Origin of the sequence: Shewanella phaeophyticola (genome assembly GCF_025398315.1) — a bacterium.
Taxonomy (GTDB): Bacteria; Pseudomonadota; Gammaproteobacteria; order Enterobacterales; family Shewanellaceae; genus Shewanella; species Shewanella phaeophyticola.
The window spans coordinates 4,270,295-4,286,527 of the sequence record NZ_JAODOQ010000001.1; the positions used below are offsets into that span (position 1 = coordinate 4,270,295).

Genomic DNA, 16,233 nt, shown 5'->3' on the forward strand with positions numbered 1-16,233 from the left:
CTTTTTGTATCTTAAGGCTAGTTTAATCTATTAAATTTAACATTAGGATCAGCGAAAGGCATTAATGCGGAGATATGAAGTTGGGTAATGTTTTAGCGCGTCGTGGTAGGTTAGCAGCCTATAAATTAGTGCTGGTACAAGCGATTGTTGCGAGTATTATTTCAATACTATTTTTCGTAATGTGGGGAGCGCAGTATGGTCAGTCTGCTTTAGCAGGCGCGATTATCGCTGTACTTCCTAATTTTGTATTCGCAACCCTAGCTTTCTCACATAGTGGGGCAAGCTCAGCAGCAAAAGTGATTAAAAGCTTTTACTGGGGGGAAGCGGTAAAGATGCTGTTGACCATTGCATTGTTTACGTTAGTGTTTATCAACATGGAAGTCGGATTTATGCCGCTTTTTACTTGTTATTCGTTAGCGTTAGTTGTGCACTGGATAGCACCTTTATATTTCAAGCAAAGTTAAGTGGGATGAATCATGGCTGCAACTGGTGAAGCGTTAACACCGCAGGGCTATATCCAACATCACCTTACCAACTTAAGTGTTGGTGAAGGGTTTTGGACATGGCACATTGATTCGTTGCTCTTTTCGGTTGGGCTTGGTGTGTTGTTCTTATGGCTGTTTTACAGTGCTGGCAAAAAAGCGACGACAGGCGTTCCTGGCAAATTTCAATGTTTTGTCGAGATGATTGTTGAGTTTGTTGATAGCAGTGTGAAAGAAACCTTTCACGGCCGCAATCCTGTTATTGCACCTTTAGCTCTGACTATTTTTGTATGGATTTTCATGATGAACTTCATGGATATGATCCCTGTAGATTGGTTGCCATGGGCAGCTAGTTTAGCAGGCGTGCCATACCTAAAAGTAGTTCCGACTACTGACGTAAACATCACTTTTAGTTTAGCTATTGGTGTGTTTGTGCTGATTATTTACTACAGCATTAAAGTCAAAGGTGTTTCAGGTTTTGTTAAAGAACTAACATTTCAGCCTTTTAACCATTGGGCAATGATACCCGTCAACTTATTATTAGAAACAGTAACCTTAGTGGCTAAGCCAATCTCATTGGCTCTACGACTATTTGGTAACTTGTATGCTGGTGAGTTGATTTTTATCCTTATTGCATTGATGTATGGTTCTAACGTGGCGTTATCTGCTCTAGGTGTAGGATTACAACTAGGTTGGTTAATTTTCCATATTTTAGTTATTACTTTACAAGCATTTATTTTCATGATGTTGACCATTGTTTATTTAAGCATGGCGCATGAAGATCACTAAGGGTAACCGAAAATTTTTTTGACCTAAATCATTAATAACAACGATTTAGAATATTGGAGATAGATATGGAAACTGTATTAGGAATGACGGCTATTGCTGTTGCTCTACTTATTGGTATGGGTGCATTAGGAACAGCTATCGGTTTCGGCCTTTTAGGTGGAAAGTTTTTGGAAGGTGCAGCTCGTCAGCCAGAAATGGCGCCTATGTTACAAGTTAAAATGTTCATCGTAGCGGGTCTACTTGATGCCGTAACTATGATTGGTGTAGGTATTGCGCTATTTATGCTATTTACTAACCCATTGGGTGCAATGCTTTAATTAACGCTTCTGTCTTTAATCTAACTAGGAGGCTGTTGTGAATTTCAACGCTACCCTATTCGGTCAGACGGTTGCCTTTATTCTCTTCGTGTGGTTTTGCATGAAGTTTGTATGGCCTCCGTTGATGAATGCCATCGAAGAACGCCAGAAGAAAATTGCTGATGGTCTGGCAGATGCCGGCCGTGCAGCAAAAGATCTAGAGTTAGCGCAAATTAAAGCTACTGAGCAGCTAAAAGAAGCAAAAGTAACTGCCAACGAGATCATTGAGCAAGCTAACAAGCGTAAAGCTCAAATCGTTGAAGAAGCTAAAGCTGAAGCACAAGTTGAGCGAGCTAAAATTATCGCTCAAGGTAATGCAGAAATTGAAAACGAACGTAATCGCGTTAAAGATGACTTGCGTAAGCAAGTTGCTACTCTAGCCGTTGTAGGTGCAGAGAAGATTCTTGAACGTTCGATTGACCCAGCCGCCCACAGTGACATTGTTAATAAACTTGTTGCTGAAATTTGATAAGGAGTTGAGTTATGGCTGAATTAACCACCATCGCTCGCCCTTACGCAAAGGCAGCTTTTGATTTTGCTGTTGAACATAAAGCAGTAGATAGCTGGACAGAAATGTTAGCTTTCGCCTCATTGGTAAGTGAAAACGAATCAATGAAACCACTGCTTAACGGTACTCTAGCGAGTACTCAACTTGCCTCACTGTTTATTAACGTATGCGGTGAACAAGTCAACGAGCAAGGTCAAAACCTGATAAAGGTAATGGCTGAAAACGGTCGTTTAGGGATACTGCCAACAGTATCGCTACTTTTTGCTGAATACCGTAATGAGTGGGCAAAAGAAGTTGAAGCCACAGTGGTTTCTGCTACTGAGCTAAGCTCTGAGCAACAGCAGCAAATTAGTGTTTCTCTAGAGAAACGTCTCGCACGCAAAGTTAAGCTGAATTGCAGCATCGACGCATCGCTCATTGGCGGTGTGATTATTAAATCAGGCGACCTAGTCATTGATGGCTCGGTAAGCGGTAAGTTATCGCGCTTGTCTGATAAGCTGCAGTCGTAATTGGGAGTTTGAGCATGCAACTGAATTCCACTGAAATCAGCGATCTGATTAAGCAGCGGATCGAGCAGTTCGACGTCGTTAGTGAAGCTCGCAACGAAGGTACTATCGTTGCAGTAAGTGACGGCATCATTCGCATTAACGGCCTTGCCGATGTAATGCAAGGTGAAATGATCGAACTGCCTGGTGGCCGTTTTGCAATCGCGTTGAACTTAGAACGTGATTCTGTAGGCGCCGTAGTAATGGGCGCTTATGCTAATTTAGCAGAAGGCGCAAAAGTTAGAACCACTGGTCGTATTCTTGAAGTACCAGTTGGTCGTGGACTACTTGGTCGTGTTGTTAACACCCTTGGTGAGCCAATCGACGGTAAAGGACTATATCGATAACGATGGTTTCTCTCCTGTTGAAGTTATTGCCCCTGGTGTTATTGAGCGTAAATCAGTAGATCAACCAATCCAAACTGGTTATAAAGCTGTTGATGCCATGATCCCAATCGGTCGTGGTCAACGTGAATTGATCATTGGTGACCGTCAGACTGGTAAAACAGCGATGGCTATTGATGCAATTATCAACCAGAAAGATTCAGGTATTAAGTGTGTCTACGTTGCTGTTGGTCAGAAAGCTTCTACCATCGCTAACGTAGTACGTAAACTTGAAGAACATGGCGCACTAGCTAACACTATCGTTGTTGTTGCATCAGCTTCTGAAGCTGCAGCACTGCAATTCTTAGCACCATATTCTGGTTGTTCAATGGGTGAATACTTCCGTGACCGCGGTGAAGATTCTTTAATTGTATATGATGATTTGTCTAAGCAAGCAGTTGCTTATCGTCAAATTTCATTGCTATTGAAGCGTCCACCAGGACGTGAAGCATACCCAGGTGATGTATTCTATCTACACTCTCGTTTACTAGAGCGTGCTTCACGCGTAAACGCGAACTACGTAGAAAAGTACACAAACGGTGCAGTAACAGGTCAAACCGGTTCGTTAACCGCGTTACCTATTATTGAAACCCAAGCTGGTGACGTATCAGCGTTCGTACCGACCAACGTAATTTCTATTACAGATGGTCAGATCTTCCTTGAGACTGACTTGTTTAACTCGGGCTTACGTCCAGCAGTTAACCCAGGTATTTCTGTTTCTCGTGTTGGTGGTGCAGCGCAGACTAAGATCATCAAGAAACTGTCTGGCGGTATCCGTACTGCACTTGCACAGTATCGAGAGCTTGCAGCGTTCTCACAGTTTGCATCTGATTTAGATGATGCAACACGTGCTCAACTTGAGCATGGTGAGCGTGTAACCGAATTAATGAAGCAAAAGCAATATGCTCCTATGAGCGTTGCTGCCCAGGCTGTGTCTATTTTCGCAGCTGAAAAAGGCTACCTTAAAGGTGTTGCTTTAAATGAAATCGGTCGCTTCGAAGCCGCTCTGCTTTCATACATGAACAGTCAACATGCTGACCTAATCAAAACCATCAATGCTACTGGCGATTATAACGCTGATATCGAAGGTGAGTTGAAGGCAGGCATGGACAAGTTCATTGAAACCCAAACCTGGTAATAATGAACAAGAGGTGTCATTAGGCACCTCAGATCCCAGATTGGAGAGTAGAGATGGCCGGCGCTAAAGAGATTAAAACCAAGATCGCGAGTGTTAAAAACACTCAGAAGATCACTTCAGCTATGGAAATGGTTGCAGCCAGCAAAATGCGCAAAGCGCAGGAACGCATGGCAGCAAGTCGTCCATATGCAGAAAATATGCGTAAGGTGATCGGTCACGTAGCGCAAGGTACTCTCGAGTATAAACACCCCTATTTAGAGGTGAGAGATGCCAAGCGGGTTGGTTACATTGTTGTAGCAACCGACCGTGGCCTTTGTGGTGGTTTGAACGTCAACCTTTTCAAAAAGGTTGTGTCAGACGTGAAGAAGTGGAAAGAGCAAGGTGCTGAAGTGGACTTTTGTCCAGTAGGTGCTCGTTCAGTTCAATTCTTCAAAAGCTTTGGTGGTAATGTTACTGCCCATGCATCAGGTTTAGGCGATGCGCCAAAACTTGCTGATTTGATTGGCACGGTTCGTGTCATGTTAAAAGCTTACAACGAAGGTAAACTGGATCGTCTGTACATTGTGTTCAACAAATTTGTTAATACAATGGCTCAGACTCCTGTGATCGAACAGCTGCTACCTTTACCTAAGTCAGATGAAGAAGTAGCGAGTTACCCTTGGGATTATATTTACGAGCCAGATCCAAAAGAAATTTTGGATGTATTGTTAACTCGTTATGTAGAGTCACAAGTGTATCAAGGTGTTGTTGAAAACCTTGCCTCTGAACAGGCTGCCCGTATGGTAGCGATGAAAGCGGCAACAGACAACGCTGGCGAAATGATCGATGATCTGCAACTCGTCTACAACAAAGCCCGTCAGGCTGCGATTACGCAAGAACTGTCGGAAATTGTTTCAGGCGCTGCAGCGGTTTAGGTTTAGGTAACGAATTCAAGTTTAGAGGATTAATCATGAGCACAGGTACTGTTGTCCAAGTAATTGGCGCGGTTGTGGACGTCGAGTTTCCACAAGATTCTGTACCTCGGGTATATGACGCTCTGAAGATCACAGGTGAAGGCGCCTGTAATGGTTTGGTGCTGGAAGTTCAGCAGCAGCTAGGTGGTGGTGTAGTTCGTACCATCGCTATGGGTTCTTCTGATGGTCTGCGTCGTGGTCTAGAGGTAGCAAACTCAGGTTCACCAATTTCTGTTCCGGTTGGGGTTAAGACCCTTGGCCGTATCATGAACGTATTAGGTGAGCCGATTGATGAAGCGGATTCAATTGGTGAAGAAGAGCGTTATGAAATTCACCGTGCAGCTCCTTCATATGAAGATCAATCAAATGCGACTGAGCTTTTAGAGACGGGTATCAAGGTTATCGACCTTGTTTGTCCATTCGCTAAAGGTGGTAAAGTAGGTCTGTTTGGTGGTGCTGGTGTTGGTAAAACAGTTAACATGATGGAACTGATTAACAACATCGCTAAAGCTCACTCAGGTCTTTCTGTTTTCGCTGGTGTTGGTGAGCGTACTCGTGAGGGTAACGACTTCTACTACGAGATGGAAGATTCAGGCGTATTAGACAAAGTAGCTATGGTTTATGGTCAGATGAACGAGCCTCCAGGAAACCGTTTACGCGTAGCGTTGACTGGCCTGAGTATCGCTGAAAAGTTCCGTGACGAAGGTCGTGACGTATTGTTGTTCGTGGACAACATTTATCGTTACACCCTTGCCGGTACTGAAGTATCTGCACTATTAGGTCGTATGCCTTCTGCGGTAGGTTATCAGCCAACATTAGCTGAAGAAATGGGTGTTCTTCAAGAACGCATTACTTCAACTAAGTCTGGTTCTATTACCTCTGTACAAGCAGTATATGTACCTGCGGACGATTTAACCGATCCGTCACCAGCTACAACCTTCGCTCACTTAGATGCGACTGTTGTATTGTCTCGTCAAATTGCTTCTTTGGGTATTTACCCAGCCGTTGACCCGTTGGACTCGACTTCACGTCAGTTAGATCCACAGGTTGTTGGTCAAGAGCACTATGATGTTGCAAACGGTGTACAAACGGTATTACAGCGTTATAAAGAGCTGAAAGACATTATTGCTATTTTGGGTATGGATGAATTGTCAGATGATGACAAAACCATGGTATTCAGAGCACGTAAGATTGAGCGTTTCTTATCTCAGCCTTTCTTCGTAGCAGAAGTGTTTACAGGTTCTCCTGGTAAGTACGTTTCTCTAAAAGACACTATCCGTGGCTTTAAGGGTATCTTGGATGGCGAGTTTGACGCTATCCCTGAGCAAGCGTTCTACATGGTTGGTTCAATCGACGAAGCTGTCGAAAAAGCTAACAAAAAGAAATAACTAGGCCGTAAAGCTTAGTTCTTTAAGGAGAACTTGATGGCAGCCAAAACAGTCCAACTTGATATTGTTAGTGCAGAAGATAGCATCTACCACGGCGAAGTGAGCTTTTTTGAAGTGAACGGCGCTGAAGGTGAGTTAGGTATTATGCCTAACCACGTTGCTCTACTAACAAAAATCAAGCCTGGTATGGCGCGCTTTATCAAGCAAGATGGTAGTGAAGAAGTGTTGTATCTTTCAGGTGGTTTACTGGAAGTCCAACCTACTGCAATATCAGTGCTTGCTGATGTAGCATTACGTGCCGATGATATTGATGAAAAAGCCGCTTTAGAAGCGAAGGAACGTGCAGAGCAAGCTATTGCTAATGCTGGTACTGACTTCAATTACGAAGCTGCTGCTATTGAATTGGCCAAGTCTTTGGCTCAATTGAAAGTAGTTGAAACCATCAAGAAAAATATCACCAGATAATCTGATTATTTGACGCAATAAAAGGCGACTCATTATGAGTCGCCTTTTTTATTTATCATTAATACCAATTCCAGCAATTATCTGGTCATTCAGCGGGAGTTCTGTGTCTTCTAGGCAAGTAATAGGATTGTAGGCATAGTTGCTCTCGGCAACTGCTCCTGCGTTGCTCTACCTCCTGCGTCCATGCAGTCGTACGTCAAAATCCTATTAAGCAGTATAGAAGGCACAGAAACCCGCCTTGCAGGAGACGCTCAGACAGTCCATTTCTTTGTTGCATTGCCTTAAAAGGGAATAACCATTCTTTCAACAATGCGCCTCAAACTGAACAGTCTGAGTGACTCTGATTGGTCACATAATTAATGGAAATGGTATAAACTAACAATCGCGATATTTTTCATTTGTAACGCGATTAAGCTAAAATAGCGCCAATTTGAAAAATGTACTTTTGAAGGAATCAACCATGTCGTTAAATGTAGTGATCTTAGCCGCAGGTAAAGGAACTCGCATGCGCTCAGATTTACCTAAAGTGTTACATCCTATTGCTCATAAAAGCATGGTTCAGCATGTTATTGATACCGCTAACTCTTTGGGCTCAGATGCTATTCAGTTGGTCTATGGTTATGGCGCTGAAAAACTACAAGCGACGTTAGGTGAGCAAAAACTAAATTGGGTATTGCAAGCTGAGCAGCTTGGTACCGGGCACGCTGTCGCTCAAGCCAACTCAAACGTCAACGACGACGATACCGTGCTTATTCTTTACGGTGATGTCCCGCTTATTCAACAATCTACATTAGAGACACTGTTAGCTGCGCGTTCAACAAACGGCTTAGCTATTTTAACAGTTAACTTACCTAATCCAACTGGTTATGGCCGTATTGTGAGAGAGTTCGGTAAAGTGGTGGGTATCGTTGAACAAAAAGATGCCAATGCTGACCAATTAAAAATCACAGAAGTTAACACAGGTATTATGGCTGTACCTGGTAAGCAGCTAAAAGCCTGGTTGAGCCGGTTATCAAACAACAACGCGCAAAGCGAATATTACTTAACCGATATTATTGCAATGGCGAATGCAGATGGTGTTGACATTACAACCTCACAACCGCAATCGGCAATTGAAGTAGAAGGTGCCAATAATCGTGTGCAATTAGCACAATTAGAGCGTGCTTACCAAGCTCGCGCCGCTGAAAAACTCATGTTAGAAGGTGCTAATTTACGAGATCCTGCCCGCATTGATATTCGCGGTGAAGTCAACGTGGGTATGGATGTGATGATTGATGTTAATGTCATTTTTCAAGGTAAGGTTACTTTAGGTAATAACGTAACCATTGGCGCAGGCGCTATTTTAATTGATTGCGAGATTGCCGATAACGCAGAAATTAAACCTTATACCATTGTTGAAGGCGCAAAACTTGGCCAAGCAGCAAGTGCAGAGCCGTTTGCACGTTTGCGCCCAGGTGCAGAGCTTAAACAAGATGCACACATTGGTAATTTTGTTGAAATCAAAAAATCCGTATTAGGTATTGGTTCTAAAGCAGGCCATTTAACCTATCTTGGCGATGCTGTTATTGGCGCCGGTGTCAACATAGGTGCTGGTACCATTACTTGTAACTACGACGGTGCTAACAAGTTTATTACCACCATTGAAGACGGTGTTTTTGTTGGCAGTGACACGCAATTAGTTGCGCCAGTCACCATTGGCAAAAATGCAACTTTAGGTGCCGGCTCTACTATCACTAAAGATGTCGCAGCTAATGAACTCGTTATCACTCGAGTCAAACAGCGCCATATTTCAGACTGGCAACGTCCAATTAAAATTAAAAAGTAAGTTTGTCTACTTAGATAAGCATTAACCTTTAAAACCTCTGTTTATCACAGAGGTTTTTTTGTACATATATTTCAACTTTTGCGATTAAAAACTAGATAAAGTTTCATTTGTTGCTAAAATAACTTTCGAAACGAAACATTTCGAAAGGCTTTTTTATAAAATGACCAAGCGTAATACCCAACAACGCCGCCATTCGATCATTAAATTGGTTAATGAACAAGGTGAAGTCAGTGTTGATGAATTGGCTAGTTTGTTCGCGACCTCAGAAGTCACGATCCGCAAAGATTTAGCCATGCTTGAAACCCATGGCTTACTATTACGCCGTTATGGTGGTGCAATCCAACTACCGCAAGAAATGACACAACTAGCCAACGAAACATTGTCACTAAATAAACAGGCTATTGCTGCAAAAGCGGCGGAGCTTATTCGCGATCATAACCGAATCATTATTGACAGTGGCAGCACCACATCAGGCATTGTGCAGCAGCTTAACAATAAGCGTGGTCTGGTGGTGATGACTAATTCGTTGCAATTAGCCAATGCCATACACGAACTTGAAAATGAACCCACATTATTGATGACCGGTGGTACCTGGGATCCACATTCAGAGTCTTTTCAAGGCCAAGTGGCAGAACAAGTATTGCGTTCATATAACTTCGACCAATTATTTATTGGTGCAGACGGCCTAGATTTGGACCGTGGAACCACCACATTTAATGAACTCACCGGCCTGAGTAAAGTGATGGCCGAAATGTCGCGCGAGGTTGTGGTGTTATTAGAGTCGACAAAAATAGGTCGAAGGATCCCCAACCTTGAACTGTCTTGGGATGTCGTAAATGTATTGGTTACCGACGACAAGGTTAACCCGCAAGCAGTAGAAACCATTTCAGCACACGGCGTTAAGGTGATACTTGCGCCGTATGCTAACTAAATTTATATCTCAAAGGAAAATAGTATGTGCGGAATCGTAGGCGCTGTTGCGCAAAGAGATGTTGCAGAAATTTTAGTAGAAGGCCTTCGTCGTCTTGAATATCGTGGCTATGATTCAGCAGGCGTTGCAGTGATTAATCGAGGTGAATTAAGCCGCACTCGCCGTTTAGGCAAAGTACAAGAATTATCATCAGCCCTAGATGCAGCACCACTTGCTGGTGGTACTGGTATTGCTCACACACGCTGGGCGACACACGGAGAACCAAGCGAACGTAATGCTCATCCACATTTATCTGAAGGTGACATCGCGGTTGTACACAACGGTATCATTGAAAACCACAACAAACTCCGAGAAATGCTCAAAGGTTTAGGTTATGTGTTTTCATCAGACACCGACACTGAGGTTATTTGTCACCTTGTGCATCACGAGCTTAAAGCTGCGGGTAATTTATTGGCTGCAGTTCAAGCCACAGTTAAACAGCTTGAAGGTGCTTACGGCACTGTTGTAATCGACCGCCGTGACAGTGAACGTATGGTTGTTGCTCGCAGTGGAAGCCCGTTAGTCATTGGCTTTGGCTTAGGTGAAAACTTTGTTGCTTCTGACCAATTAGCCTTACTACCCGTTACCCGTTCTTTTGCCTTTTTAGAAGAAGGTGATGTTGCAGAAGTGACGCGCCGCGAAGTTAACATTTTTGATGTAAATGGCAACGCAGTTAAGCGCGAAGTTAAAGAGTCTGACGTTACCCATGATACTGGTGATAAAGGTGAATATCGTCATTACATGCTCAAAGAGATTTATGAGCAGCCAACAGCCATCACTCATACTTTAGAGGGACGTATTACGGGTGGTAAAGTGCTCGACAGTGCGTTTGGTGAAAACGCCGCAAAATTGTTAAAAGACATTAAGCATGTACAAATTATTGCCTGTGGTACCAGTTATCATGCGGGAATGGCAGCGCGTTACTGGTTAGAAGACTGGGCAGGCGTATCGTGTAACGTTGAAATTGCATCAGAGTTTCGCTACCGCAAGTCGCACCTATTCCCAAATAGTTTATTAGTGACTATTTCACAGTCAGGTGAAACTGCCGACACATTAGCGGCAATGCGCTTAGCAAAAGAAATGGGCTACAAGGCCACATTAACCATCTGTAACTCGGCAGGTTCGTCATTAGTACGTGAGTCAGACATGGCTTATATGATGAAAGCCGGTGTTGAAATAGGCGTAGCATCAACCAAAGCTTTTACCGTGCAACTTGCTGGTTTATTAATGCTTACAACGGCAATTGGTCGTAACAATGGCATGTCTAGCAAAATGGAAGCGGCTATTACCCAGAGTTTACTGTCAATGCCTGCCAAAGTTGAGCAAGCATTAGGGTTAAATGATGCAATTATTGAACTAGCAGAAGATTTTGCTGATAAACAACATGCGTTATTCTTAGGCCGTGGCGACCAGTACCCTATTGCAATGGAAGGTGCATTAAAGCTTAAAGAAATTTCGTATATTCATGCAGAAGCTTATGCATCAGGCGAGTTAAAACATGGCTCGTTAGCGCTTATTGACGCCGACATGCCAGTGATTGTGGTTGCACCTAATAATGAGTTACTTGAAAAGCTTAAGTCAAACGTTGAAGAAGTGCGTGCTCGTGGCGGTTTAATGTATGTATTTGCTGATGTTGATGCTGAATTTGAATCGGACGACACCATGAAAGTCATCCAGGTACCACATTGTGATGAGTTTATGGCACCACTGATTTACACCATTCCATTGCAGTTATTGTCATACCATGTGGCATTGATTAAAGGTACCGACGTTGACCAACCTCGCAATCTCGCAAAAAGTGTTACGGTTGAGTAAACCTATGATTCTATTAAAAATTGTTGTGCGATTATATAATAGTTTGATAATTTATAAAATAGTTTGATAATTTATAAAATAGTTTGATATTTTTATGCCTCCTGCTAATATCCATTTAGACAGGAGGCTTATTTATGCGTGATTCAGAAAGACCGCTAGATCCAAGTGATGAAGAACGACTTAAAACTAGAGGCTTAGGCTCTGGTCGTTCGTATGAGCCTTTTATCAAAGTTCACGAAATAAGCAGTACAGGTGAGAGTTTTCGTATTTTAGGCAGAAACTCAACTCGCCCCCACCATTTGCTTTCCCGTCTTGAACTCTCTGCTTTTCTTGTTTTTGACCGATACCAATCTACGACAGATATTAAAGAGCAGTATCCTTTACCTATAGTTGATAGCTTAAGTATTTGTGAGCGATTAGGTATAAAGCATCCTCAAATAGCAGGAAAACTTAAGGTTGTAACCACCGACTTAGTTGTGGAGCTTAAAAACAGGTCTGGTATCGCTATAGCGGTTAAGTATTCTGATGACTTAGATGACCTAAGAGTGGTTGAAAAGCTCCAAATAGAAAAGGTTTTTTGGGAGCAACAAGGCTATAAATGGGAAGTATTTACTGAACAAGAGATCACCCCATCAATTAAAGAAAACCTAGAATGGCTCCATGCAGCAAATCAAAATTTAGACGATATTTATTCGGAATTATCCACACTAGATATTCAACTGATATTCAAGCGATTAAAAGGGATTAGCAAACGTTTATCAACAACATGTGCGGCGTTAGATGATGAATACTTGTGTGAACCAGGATTTCATATAGGTCTATTTCGTAAAGCCGTTGCAGCAAACTTAATTGATGCCCCACTAAATACAGTTTTTAGGCAATGGTCGTGCTCAGATCTTTCTTTAACGAAAAACTTTAGCTTGATAATTGGCGGACTTTTAGATGTATCTTAATCGAGTTTACCAAGACCCACATTCTGAAGTGCTAACTCAGCTTCGTGTTGTGTTCGAGCATGTCGATTTCTTGATGCTCATTGATATTAACGATATTAATGCTTGGCCATACAGTATTACCTTATCTGAGTTTGATTTATTAGAATTTAATCAAATAGATGACCCTGTTATTTTGCTAACACCAGAGCCTAATTCAACAGCTCAAAAAACAAGAGATAGAGCATATCGTGCTATCTCTCCATTGCTTGACAATTATTTTGAGTTATTTGATAAAAAATTACGCAATAAACACATCAAATCACTTCTTGGTATTGTAGATGAATCAAGGCTTTATGTTACTCGTCAATTAAGGCGTTATTGGCAACGAGGCATGACACCAGATGCTTTATCACCCGATTATATAAATTGTGGTGCACCTGGCGAAGCAAGAAGAAACCTAAAAAATAAGGTGGGCAAAAAGCGAACCATTGCATCTGGTGATGGGTTGATTATCACTGAAGAAATAGCTGAATTATTTCGATTAGCGATAGAAGGATTTTATCTTCTTAAAGATGACATAGATCTACCAAAAGCTCGAACTAAAGCAATAGGGTACATAAAATCAAAATACCCTAAAATACATAAAAGTGATTTACCTACAGATATGCAATTTAGGTATTTCTTTGAGAAAAATTACAGTAAGAAAGATGTTATCAAGGCAAGAACCCCAAGTATTATACACGATAAAGATATCGCTCCTCTCAAGAGCACTGCTGCAACCAATAACTTTGGCTCTGGCGCCCGTTACGAAATAGATGCCACGATTGCAGATGTATATCTAGTATCAGAGTTAGATCCAGATCGTATCGTTGGCAGGCCAATTATTTATAAAGTTAAAGACGTATTTAGCCGTATGACGGTTGGGTTGTATGTCGGTCTAGAAAATCCATCCTGGGCAACAGCATCAATCGCATTAGCTAATGCATTTTGTGACAAAGTTGAATATTGCCGCCGTTATGGAATTGATATCTCTTATGCTGATTGGCCGAGTATAGGTACACCTGCAACAATAACAGCAGATAGAGGTGAGTTACTTGGTAAGCATGGCGACATCTTGGTCAATCGATTTGGCATTACACTTTCTAATACTCGCGCTTATCGCGGTGATGATAAAGGTATTGTAGAGAAGTCATTTAACACAATGCATACCGATATTTTGCCCTATGTTGATGGGAAGGTTGAACCTGTCAATGGTAAGAAGAAAGCGGGTAAACGCAATGAGCTCTCTGCAAATTTAACATTATTTGATTTTACAAAAATGGTTTTAGTTTCAGAGATAAACCGTAATACAACTATACCTCTCAAAAAATATGATTTTGAATCTGATATGCCAACAAATCTCCCGCCGATCCCCGTTCGATTATGGCAGTGGGGTATTGCTAACCGAACAGGAATTTTACGTACAATCGATGAAAAGTTAACGGCTATTAATCTCTATCCTCATGATAAAGCGACTGTTTCAACTCTGGGTATTAGCTTTAAAGGGCTATATTACACCTGCTCAGAAGCGGTAAGTTTAGGGTGGTTCCATAAAAATAAGGCAAATCCAAGACCCTCCAGTATTGAAGTCGCTTATAACCCATTAAATACCAATAATATTTATCTGAGACCAGACAATCAGTTTGATAGTGTATGGATATGTTCATTGCAGCCTCGCAGTCGTCGTTATCAAGATATGAGCTTCACCGAAGCGGTTAGCATTCAACATGAATCGAAAAAGACAATATCTTCAGCCAAACAAGAAGCTGATTATAAAGCACCAGATGTGCAGGCAGAGCTTGAAGCAATTGTAAAATATGCAGATGAAAGACAAAAAAATACAGATTTATCAAATAATTCTCAACGCCTTAAGGGGATCAGAGATAATCGTGATAAAGAGAAAAACTTAGAACGTCAGAAAAAGCGTGATTTAGAAATAAAACAGCCTGATATTGGCCATAAAGCGACAGTGACGCCAATTCGTTCAGGAGATATACCAGACAAAGGGTATGATTATCCTGATTTGGACGACTTCTAAGGGGCATATGTAATATGAATATGTTTAAAACTGCGACTTATATTGATGCTGAAATCACAGAATATGAAGGTCATCCATTAATTAACGCTTTACCGCGTATTAATTCTCCCCAACAAACAGCAGAGTTGATCCGTCGTACACCAGTGGTTCGTCCTGAAGAGGTTGAATTACCCGCTTATATTCGGCGGCATGCAATGCTTCGTATTATGGATGGTTTTTTGTACCCGACTAAAGCGCACTTACAGCTTGAACAAACCATTTCATCAATGATTAGGCAAGGATATTTAAGTCGAAATATTGCAAATAAAAGCTACCAGGAAACGCTCAATAGTACTGCTGAATTTACACAGCATGTCAGTCGCAATGCTGGCAATGAGGCTCTTGTTAGCTCCGTTATTGGCTGCTCTGGAGCCGGAAAGTCTACAGCGGTAGAGGCTGTTTTAGCGAGTTATGACCAAGTTATTATGCACCCAATCTATCAGCATGTGCAGTTAGTATGGTTAAAGGTTGAATGTCCTCATGATGCTTCTGTAAAAAGTCTTTGTATTAACTTTTTTAGAGCGTTAGATCTCGCATTAGACAACAATAACCAATATGAAAAACAGTATGTAAAACCCAGATCAAACGCCGAAATGTTACTTGGAGACTTTGCCCGAATAGCAGCATTGCATTCTATAGGTTTATTAGTGATTGATGAAATTCAGCATCTTGAACGCTCAAATTCTGGTGTATCAGAAAGAATACTTCGATTTTTTGTACAGCTTACTAATACCATTAAACTGCCTATTTTGTTTGTCGGTACACCAAAAGCTTACGAATTGTTTTCTCCAAGTATGCGCTCAGCCAGACGAGCATCGCAGTTTGGCAGTATTAACTGGAATCGATTTAATACTACCGATAAAACAGGTAAAGGCTCTGATTGGGACAGGTTCTTTGAAAGGCTTTGGTCATTACAATGGTTCAAATCACCGCAGCCACTTACAGATGAAATCAGAAATCTATTTTGGGACTACTCTCAAGGTATTGCTCATGTCGCTGTAACGCTGTTCTATCTGAGTCAGACAAGAGCGGTGACTATTGGTAAGGAGATTATCACCAAAGAATTGGTTGATAGTGTTTTTAATGATGAACTTCATATGATTCGGCCAATGATCCGCGCTTTGCAAAGTGGTCTTGATAAAGAAATAGAAAAGTATAGCGATCTAGAAATTCCAAAGGCGGCCTTAATCCAACATGACCCAGTCTATGAGGTTCATGAGGACGTTACCAATGTTAAAACAACTAAAAGTGAAGACTCAACTAAATTACAACAGCTTACGAGTATGCTAGAACAAATGGGCATAGGTGGTGACATCGCCCCCGCAGTAGCTGAGCAGGCAGTCTCGGAGTTACCTAATGGCAACTTATTTGACCTTGTTGCCCACATTAAAAATTTAGAAGAAAAAGCACTTCCTAAGCCAGAAAAGAAAAAGGCTAAAGTGGTTAAATTAACGCCAGCTTATGTTGAAAATGACTTAAGACTCATGGTTAATCGTAAAGGTGGAACTTACAAGACAATGAAAAATGAAGGGGTTATACTGCGACTCTCAGATTACATATAGACATGG

Annotated in this window: 14 protein-coding genes and 1 pseudogene; all 15 read left to right on the plus strand. The window is 41.7% G+C overall.

From position 1 onward, the window contains the following. The first annotated feature begins 80 nt into the window (after window positions 1-80). On the plus strand, window positions 81-464 hold the full coding sequence (locus N4T56_RS19840) for an ATP synthase subunit I (protein WP_315903094.1): 384 nt from the start codon (window positions 81-83) through the stop codon (window positions 462-464). Between the two features lie 12 nt (window positions 465-476). Then, window positions 477-1,271 (plus strand): F0F1 ATP synthase subunit A, encoded by a 795-nt coding sequence (gene atpB / locus N4T56_RS19845; protein ID WP_188739954.1) that lies wholly within the window; start codon window positions 477-479, stop codon window positions 1,269-1,271. 65 nt (window positions 1,272-1,336) lie between these two features. Continuing rightward, window positions 1,337-1,588: a F0F1 ATP synthase subunit C gene (gene atpE, locus N4T56_RS19850; RefSeq protein WP_011639455.1), complete on the plus strand. Its 252-nt coding sequence runs from the start codon at window positions 1,337-1,339 to the stop codon at window positions 1,586-1,588. 37 nt (window positions 1,589-1,625) lie between these two features. Further along, window positions 1,626-2,096 carry a F0F1 ATP synthase subunit B gene (atpF, locus tag N4T56_RS19855; RefSeq protein ID WP_188920671.1) on the plus strand — a complete coding sequence of 157 codons (471 nt, stop codon included), beginning with the start codon at window positions 1,626-1,628 and terminating at the stop codon, window positions 2,094-2,096. A gap of 14 nt (window positions 2,097-2,110) precedes the next feature. Next, complete coding sequence (atpH, locus tag N4T56_RS19860) at window positions 2,111-2,644, plus strand: F0F1 ATP synthase subunit delta (protein ID WP_188920669.1); 534 nt, start codon at window positions 2,111-2,113, stop codon at window positions 2,642-2,644. A gap of 14 nt (window positions 2,645-2,658) precedes the next feature. Next, a pseudogene (atpA, locus tag N4T56_RS19865) lies at window positions 2,659-4,201 on the plus strand (F0F1 ATP synthase subunit alpha). A 53-nt stretch (window positions 4,202-4,254) separates the two neighbouring features. Beyond that, window positions 4,255-5,115, plus strand: a complete 861-nt coding sequence (atpG, locus tag N4T56_RS19870; protein WP_188920665.1) for a F0F1 ATP synthase subunit gamma — start codon at window positions 4,255-4,257, stop codon at window positions 5,113-5,115. A gap of 35 nt (window positions 5,116-5,150) precedes the next feature. Beyond that, window positions 5,151-6,542 carry a F0F1 ATP synthase subunit beta gene (gene atpD / locus N4T56_RS19875; protein WP_261734387.1) on the plus strand — a complete coding sequence of 464 codons (1,392 nt, stop codon included), beginning with the start codon at window positions 5,151-5,153 and terminating at the stop codon, window positions 6,540-6,542. A gap of 36 nt (window positions 6,543-6,578) precedes the next feature. Beyond that, a complete protein-coding gene (locus N4T56_RS19880) occupies window positions 6,579-7,007 on the plus strand; it encodes a F0F1 ATP synthase subunit epsilon (protein WP_188920662.1) in 429 nt (142 codons plus the stop codon). Window positions 7,008-7,467: 460 nt separating this feature from the next. After that, complete coding sequence (gene glmU, locus N4T56_RS19885; RefSeq protein ID WP_261734388.1) at window positions 7,468-8,832, plus strand: bifunctional UDP-N-acetylglucosamine diphosphorylase/glucosamine-1-phosphate N-acetyltransferase GlmU; 1,365 nt, start codon at window positions 7,468-7,470, stop codon at window positions 8,830-8,832. A gap of 160 nt (window positions 8,833-8,992) precedes the next feature. After that, the gene (locus N4T56_RS19890) at window positions 8,993-9,763 is read left to right on the plus strand and encodes a DeoR/GlpR family DNA-binding transcription regulator (protein ID WP_261734389.1); all 771 of its coding nucleotides are present in this window, start codon (window positions 8,993-8,995) and stop codon (window positions 9,761-9,763) included. Window positions 9,764-9,787: 24 nt separating this feature from the next. Then, complete coding sequence (gene glmS, locus N4T56_RS19895; protein ID WP_261734390.1) at window positions 9,788-11,617, plus strand: glutamine--fructose-6-phosphate transaminase (isomerizing); 1,830 nt, start codon at window positions 9,788-9,790, stop codon at window positions 11,615-11,617. A 134-nt stretch (window positions 11,618-11,751) separates the two neighbouring features. Next, window positions 11,752-12,570 (plus strand): TnsA endonuclease N-terminal domain-containing protein, encoded by an 819-nt coding sequence (locus N4T56_RS19900; RefSeq protein ID WP_261734391.1) that lies wholly within the window; start codon window positions 11,752-11,754, stop codon window positions 12,568-12,570. After that, complete coding sequence (locus N4T56_RS19905) at window positions 12,560-14,626, plus strand: hypothetical protein (protein WP_261734392.1); 2,067 nt, start codon at window positions 12,560-12,562, stop codon at window positions 14,624-14,626. The genes N4T56_RS19900 and N4T56_RS19905 overlap by 11 nt, the downstream gene beginning before the upstream one ends. 14 nt (window positions 14,627-14,640) lie before the next feature. Beyond that, window positions 14,641-16,227, plus strand: coding sequence for an ATP-binding protein (locus N4T56_RS19910; protein ID WP_261734393.1), 1,587 nt, complete (start codon window positions 14,641-14,643; stop codon window positions 16,225-16,227). The last annotated feature ends 6 nt before the right edge of the window (window positions 16,228-16,233 follow it).

Bases quoted from the DNA above. Each gene is read 5' to 3' on its own strand.
- N4T56_RS19900 (WP_261734391.1), top strand. From the start codon at position 11,752: ATGCGTGATTCAGAAAGACCGCTAGATCCAAGTGATGAAGAACGACTT.
- N4T56_RS19905 (WP_261734392.1), top strand. From the start codon at position 12,560: ATGTATCTTAATCGAGTTTACCAAGACCCACATTCTGAAGTGCTAACT.
- glmS (WP_261734390.1), top strand. From the start codon at position 9,788: ATGTGCGGAATCGTAGGCGCTGTTGCGCAAAGAGATGTTGCAGAAATT.
- N4T56_RS19890 (WP_261734389.1), top strand. From the start codon at position 8,993: ATGACCAAGCGTAATACCCAACAACGCCGCCATTCGATCATTAAATTG.
- atpD (WP_261734387.1), top strand. From the start codon at position 5,151: ATGAGCACAGGTACTGTTGTCCAAGTAATTGGCGCGGTTGTGGACGTC.
- atpB (WP_188739954.1), top strand. From the start codon at position 477: ATGGCTGCAACTGGTGAAGCGTTAACACCGCAGGGCTATATCCAACAT.
- atpG (WP_188920665.1), top strand. From the start codon at position 4,255: ATGGCCGGCGCTAAAGAGATTAAAACCAAGATCGCGAGTGTTAAAAAC.
- atpH (WP_188920669.1), top strand. From the start codon at position 2,111: ATGGCTGAATTAACCACCATCGCTCGCCCTTACGCAAAGGCAGCTTTT.
- glmU (WP_261734388.1), top strand. From the start codon at position 7,468: ATGTCGTTAAATGTAGTGATCTTAGCCGCAGGTAAAGGAACTCGCATG.
- N4T56_RS19880 (WP_188920662.1), top strand. From the start codon at position 6,579: ATGGCAGCCAAAACAGTCCAACTTGATATTGTTAGTGCAGAAGATAGC.
- N4T56_RS19910 (WP_261734393.1), top strand. From the start codon at position 14,641: ATGAATATGTTTAAAACTGCGACTTATATTGATGCTGAAATCACAGAA.
- atpE (WP_011639455.1), top strand. From the start codon at position 1,337: ATGGAAACTGTATTAGGAATGACGGCTATTGCTGTTGCTCTACTTATT.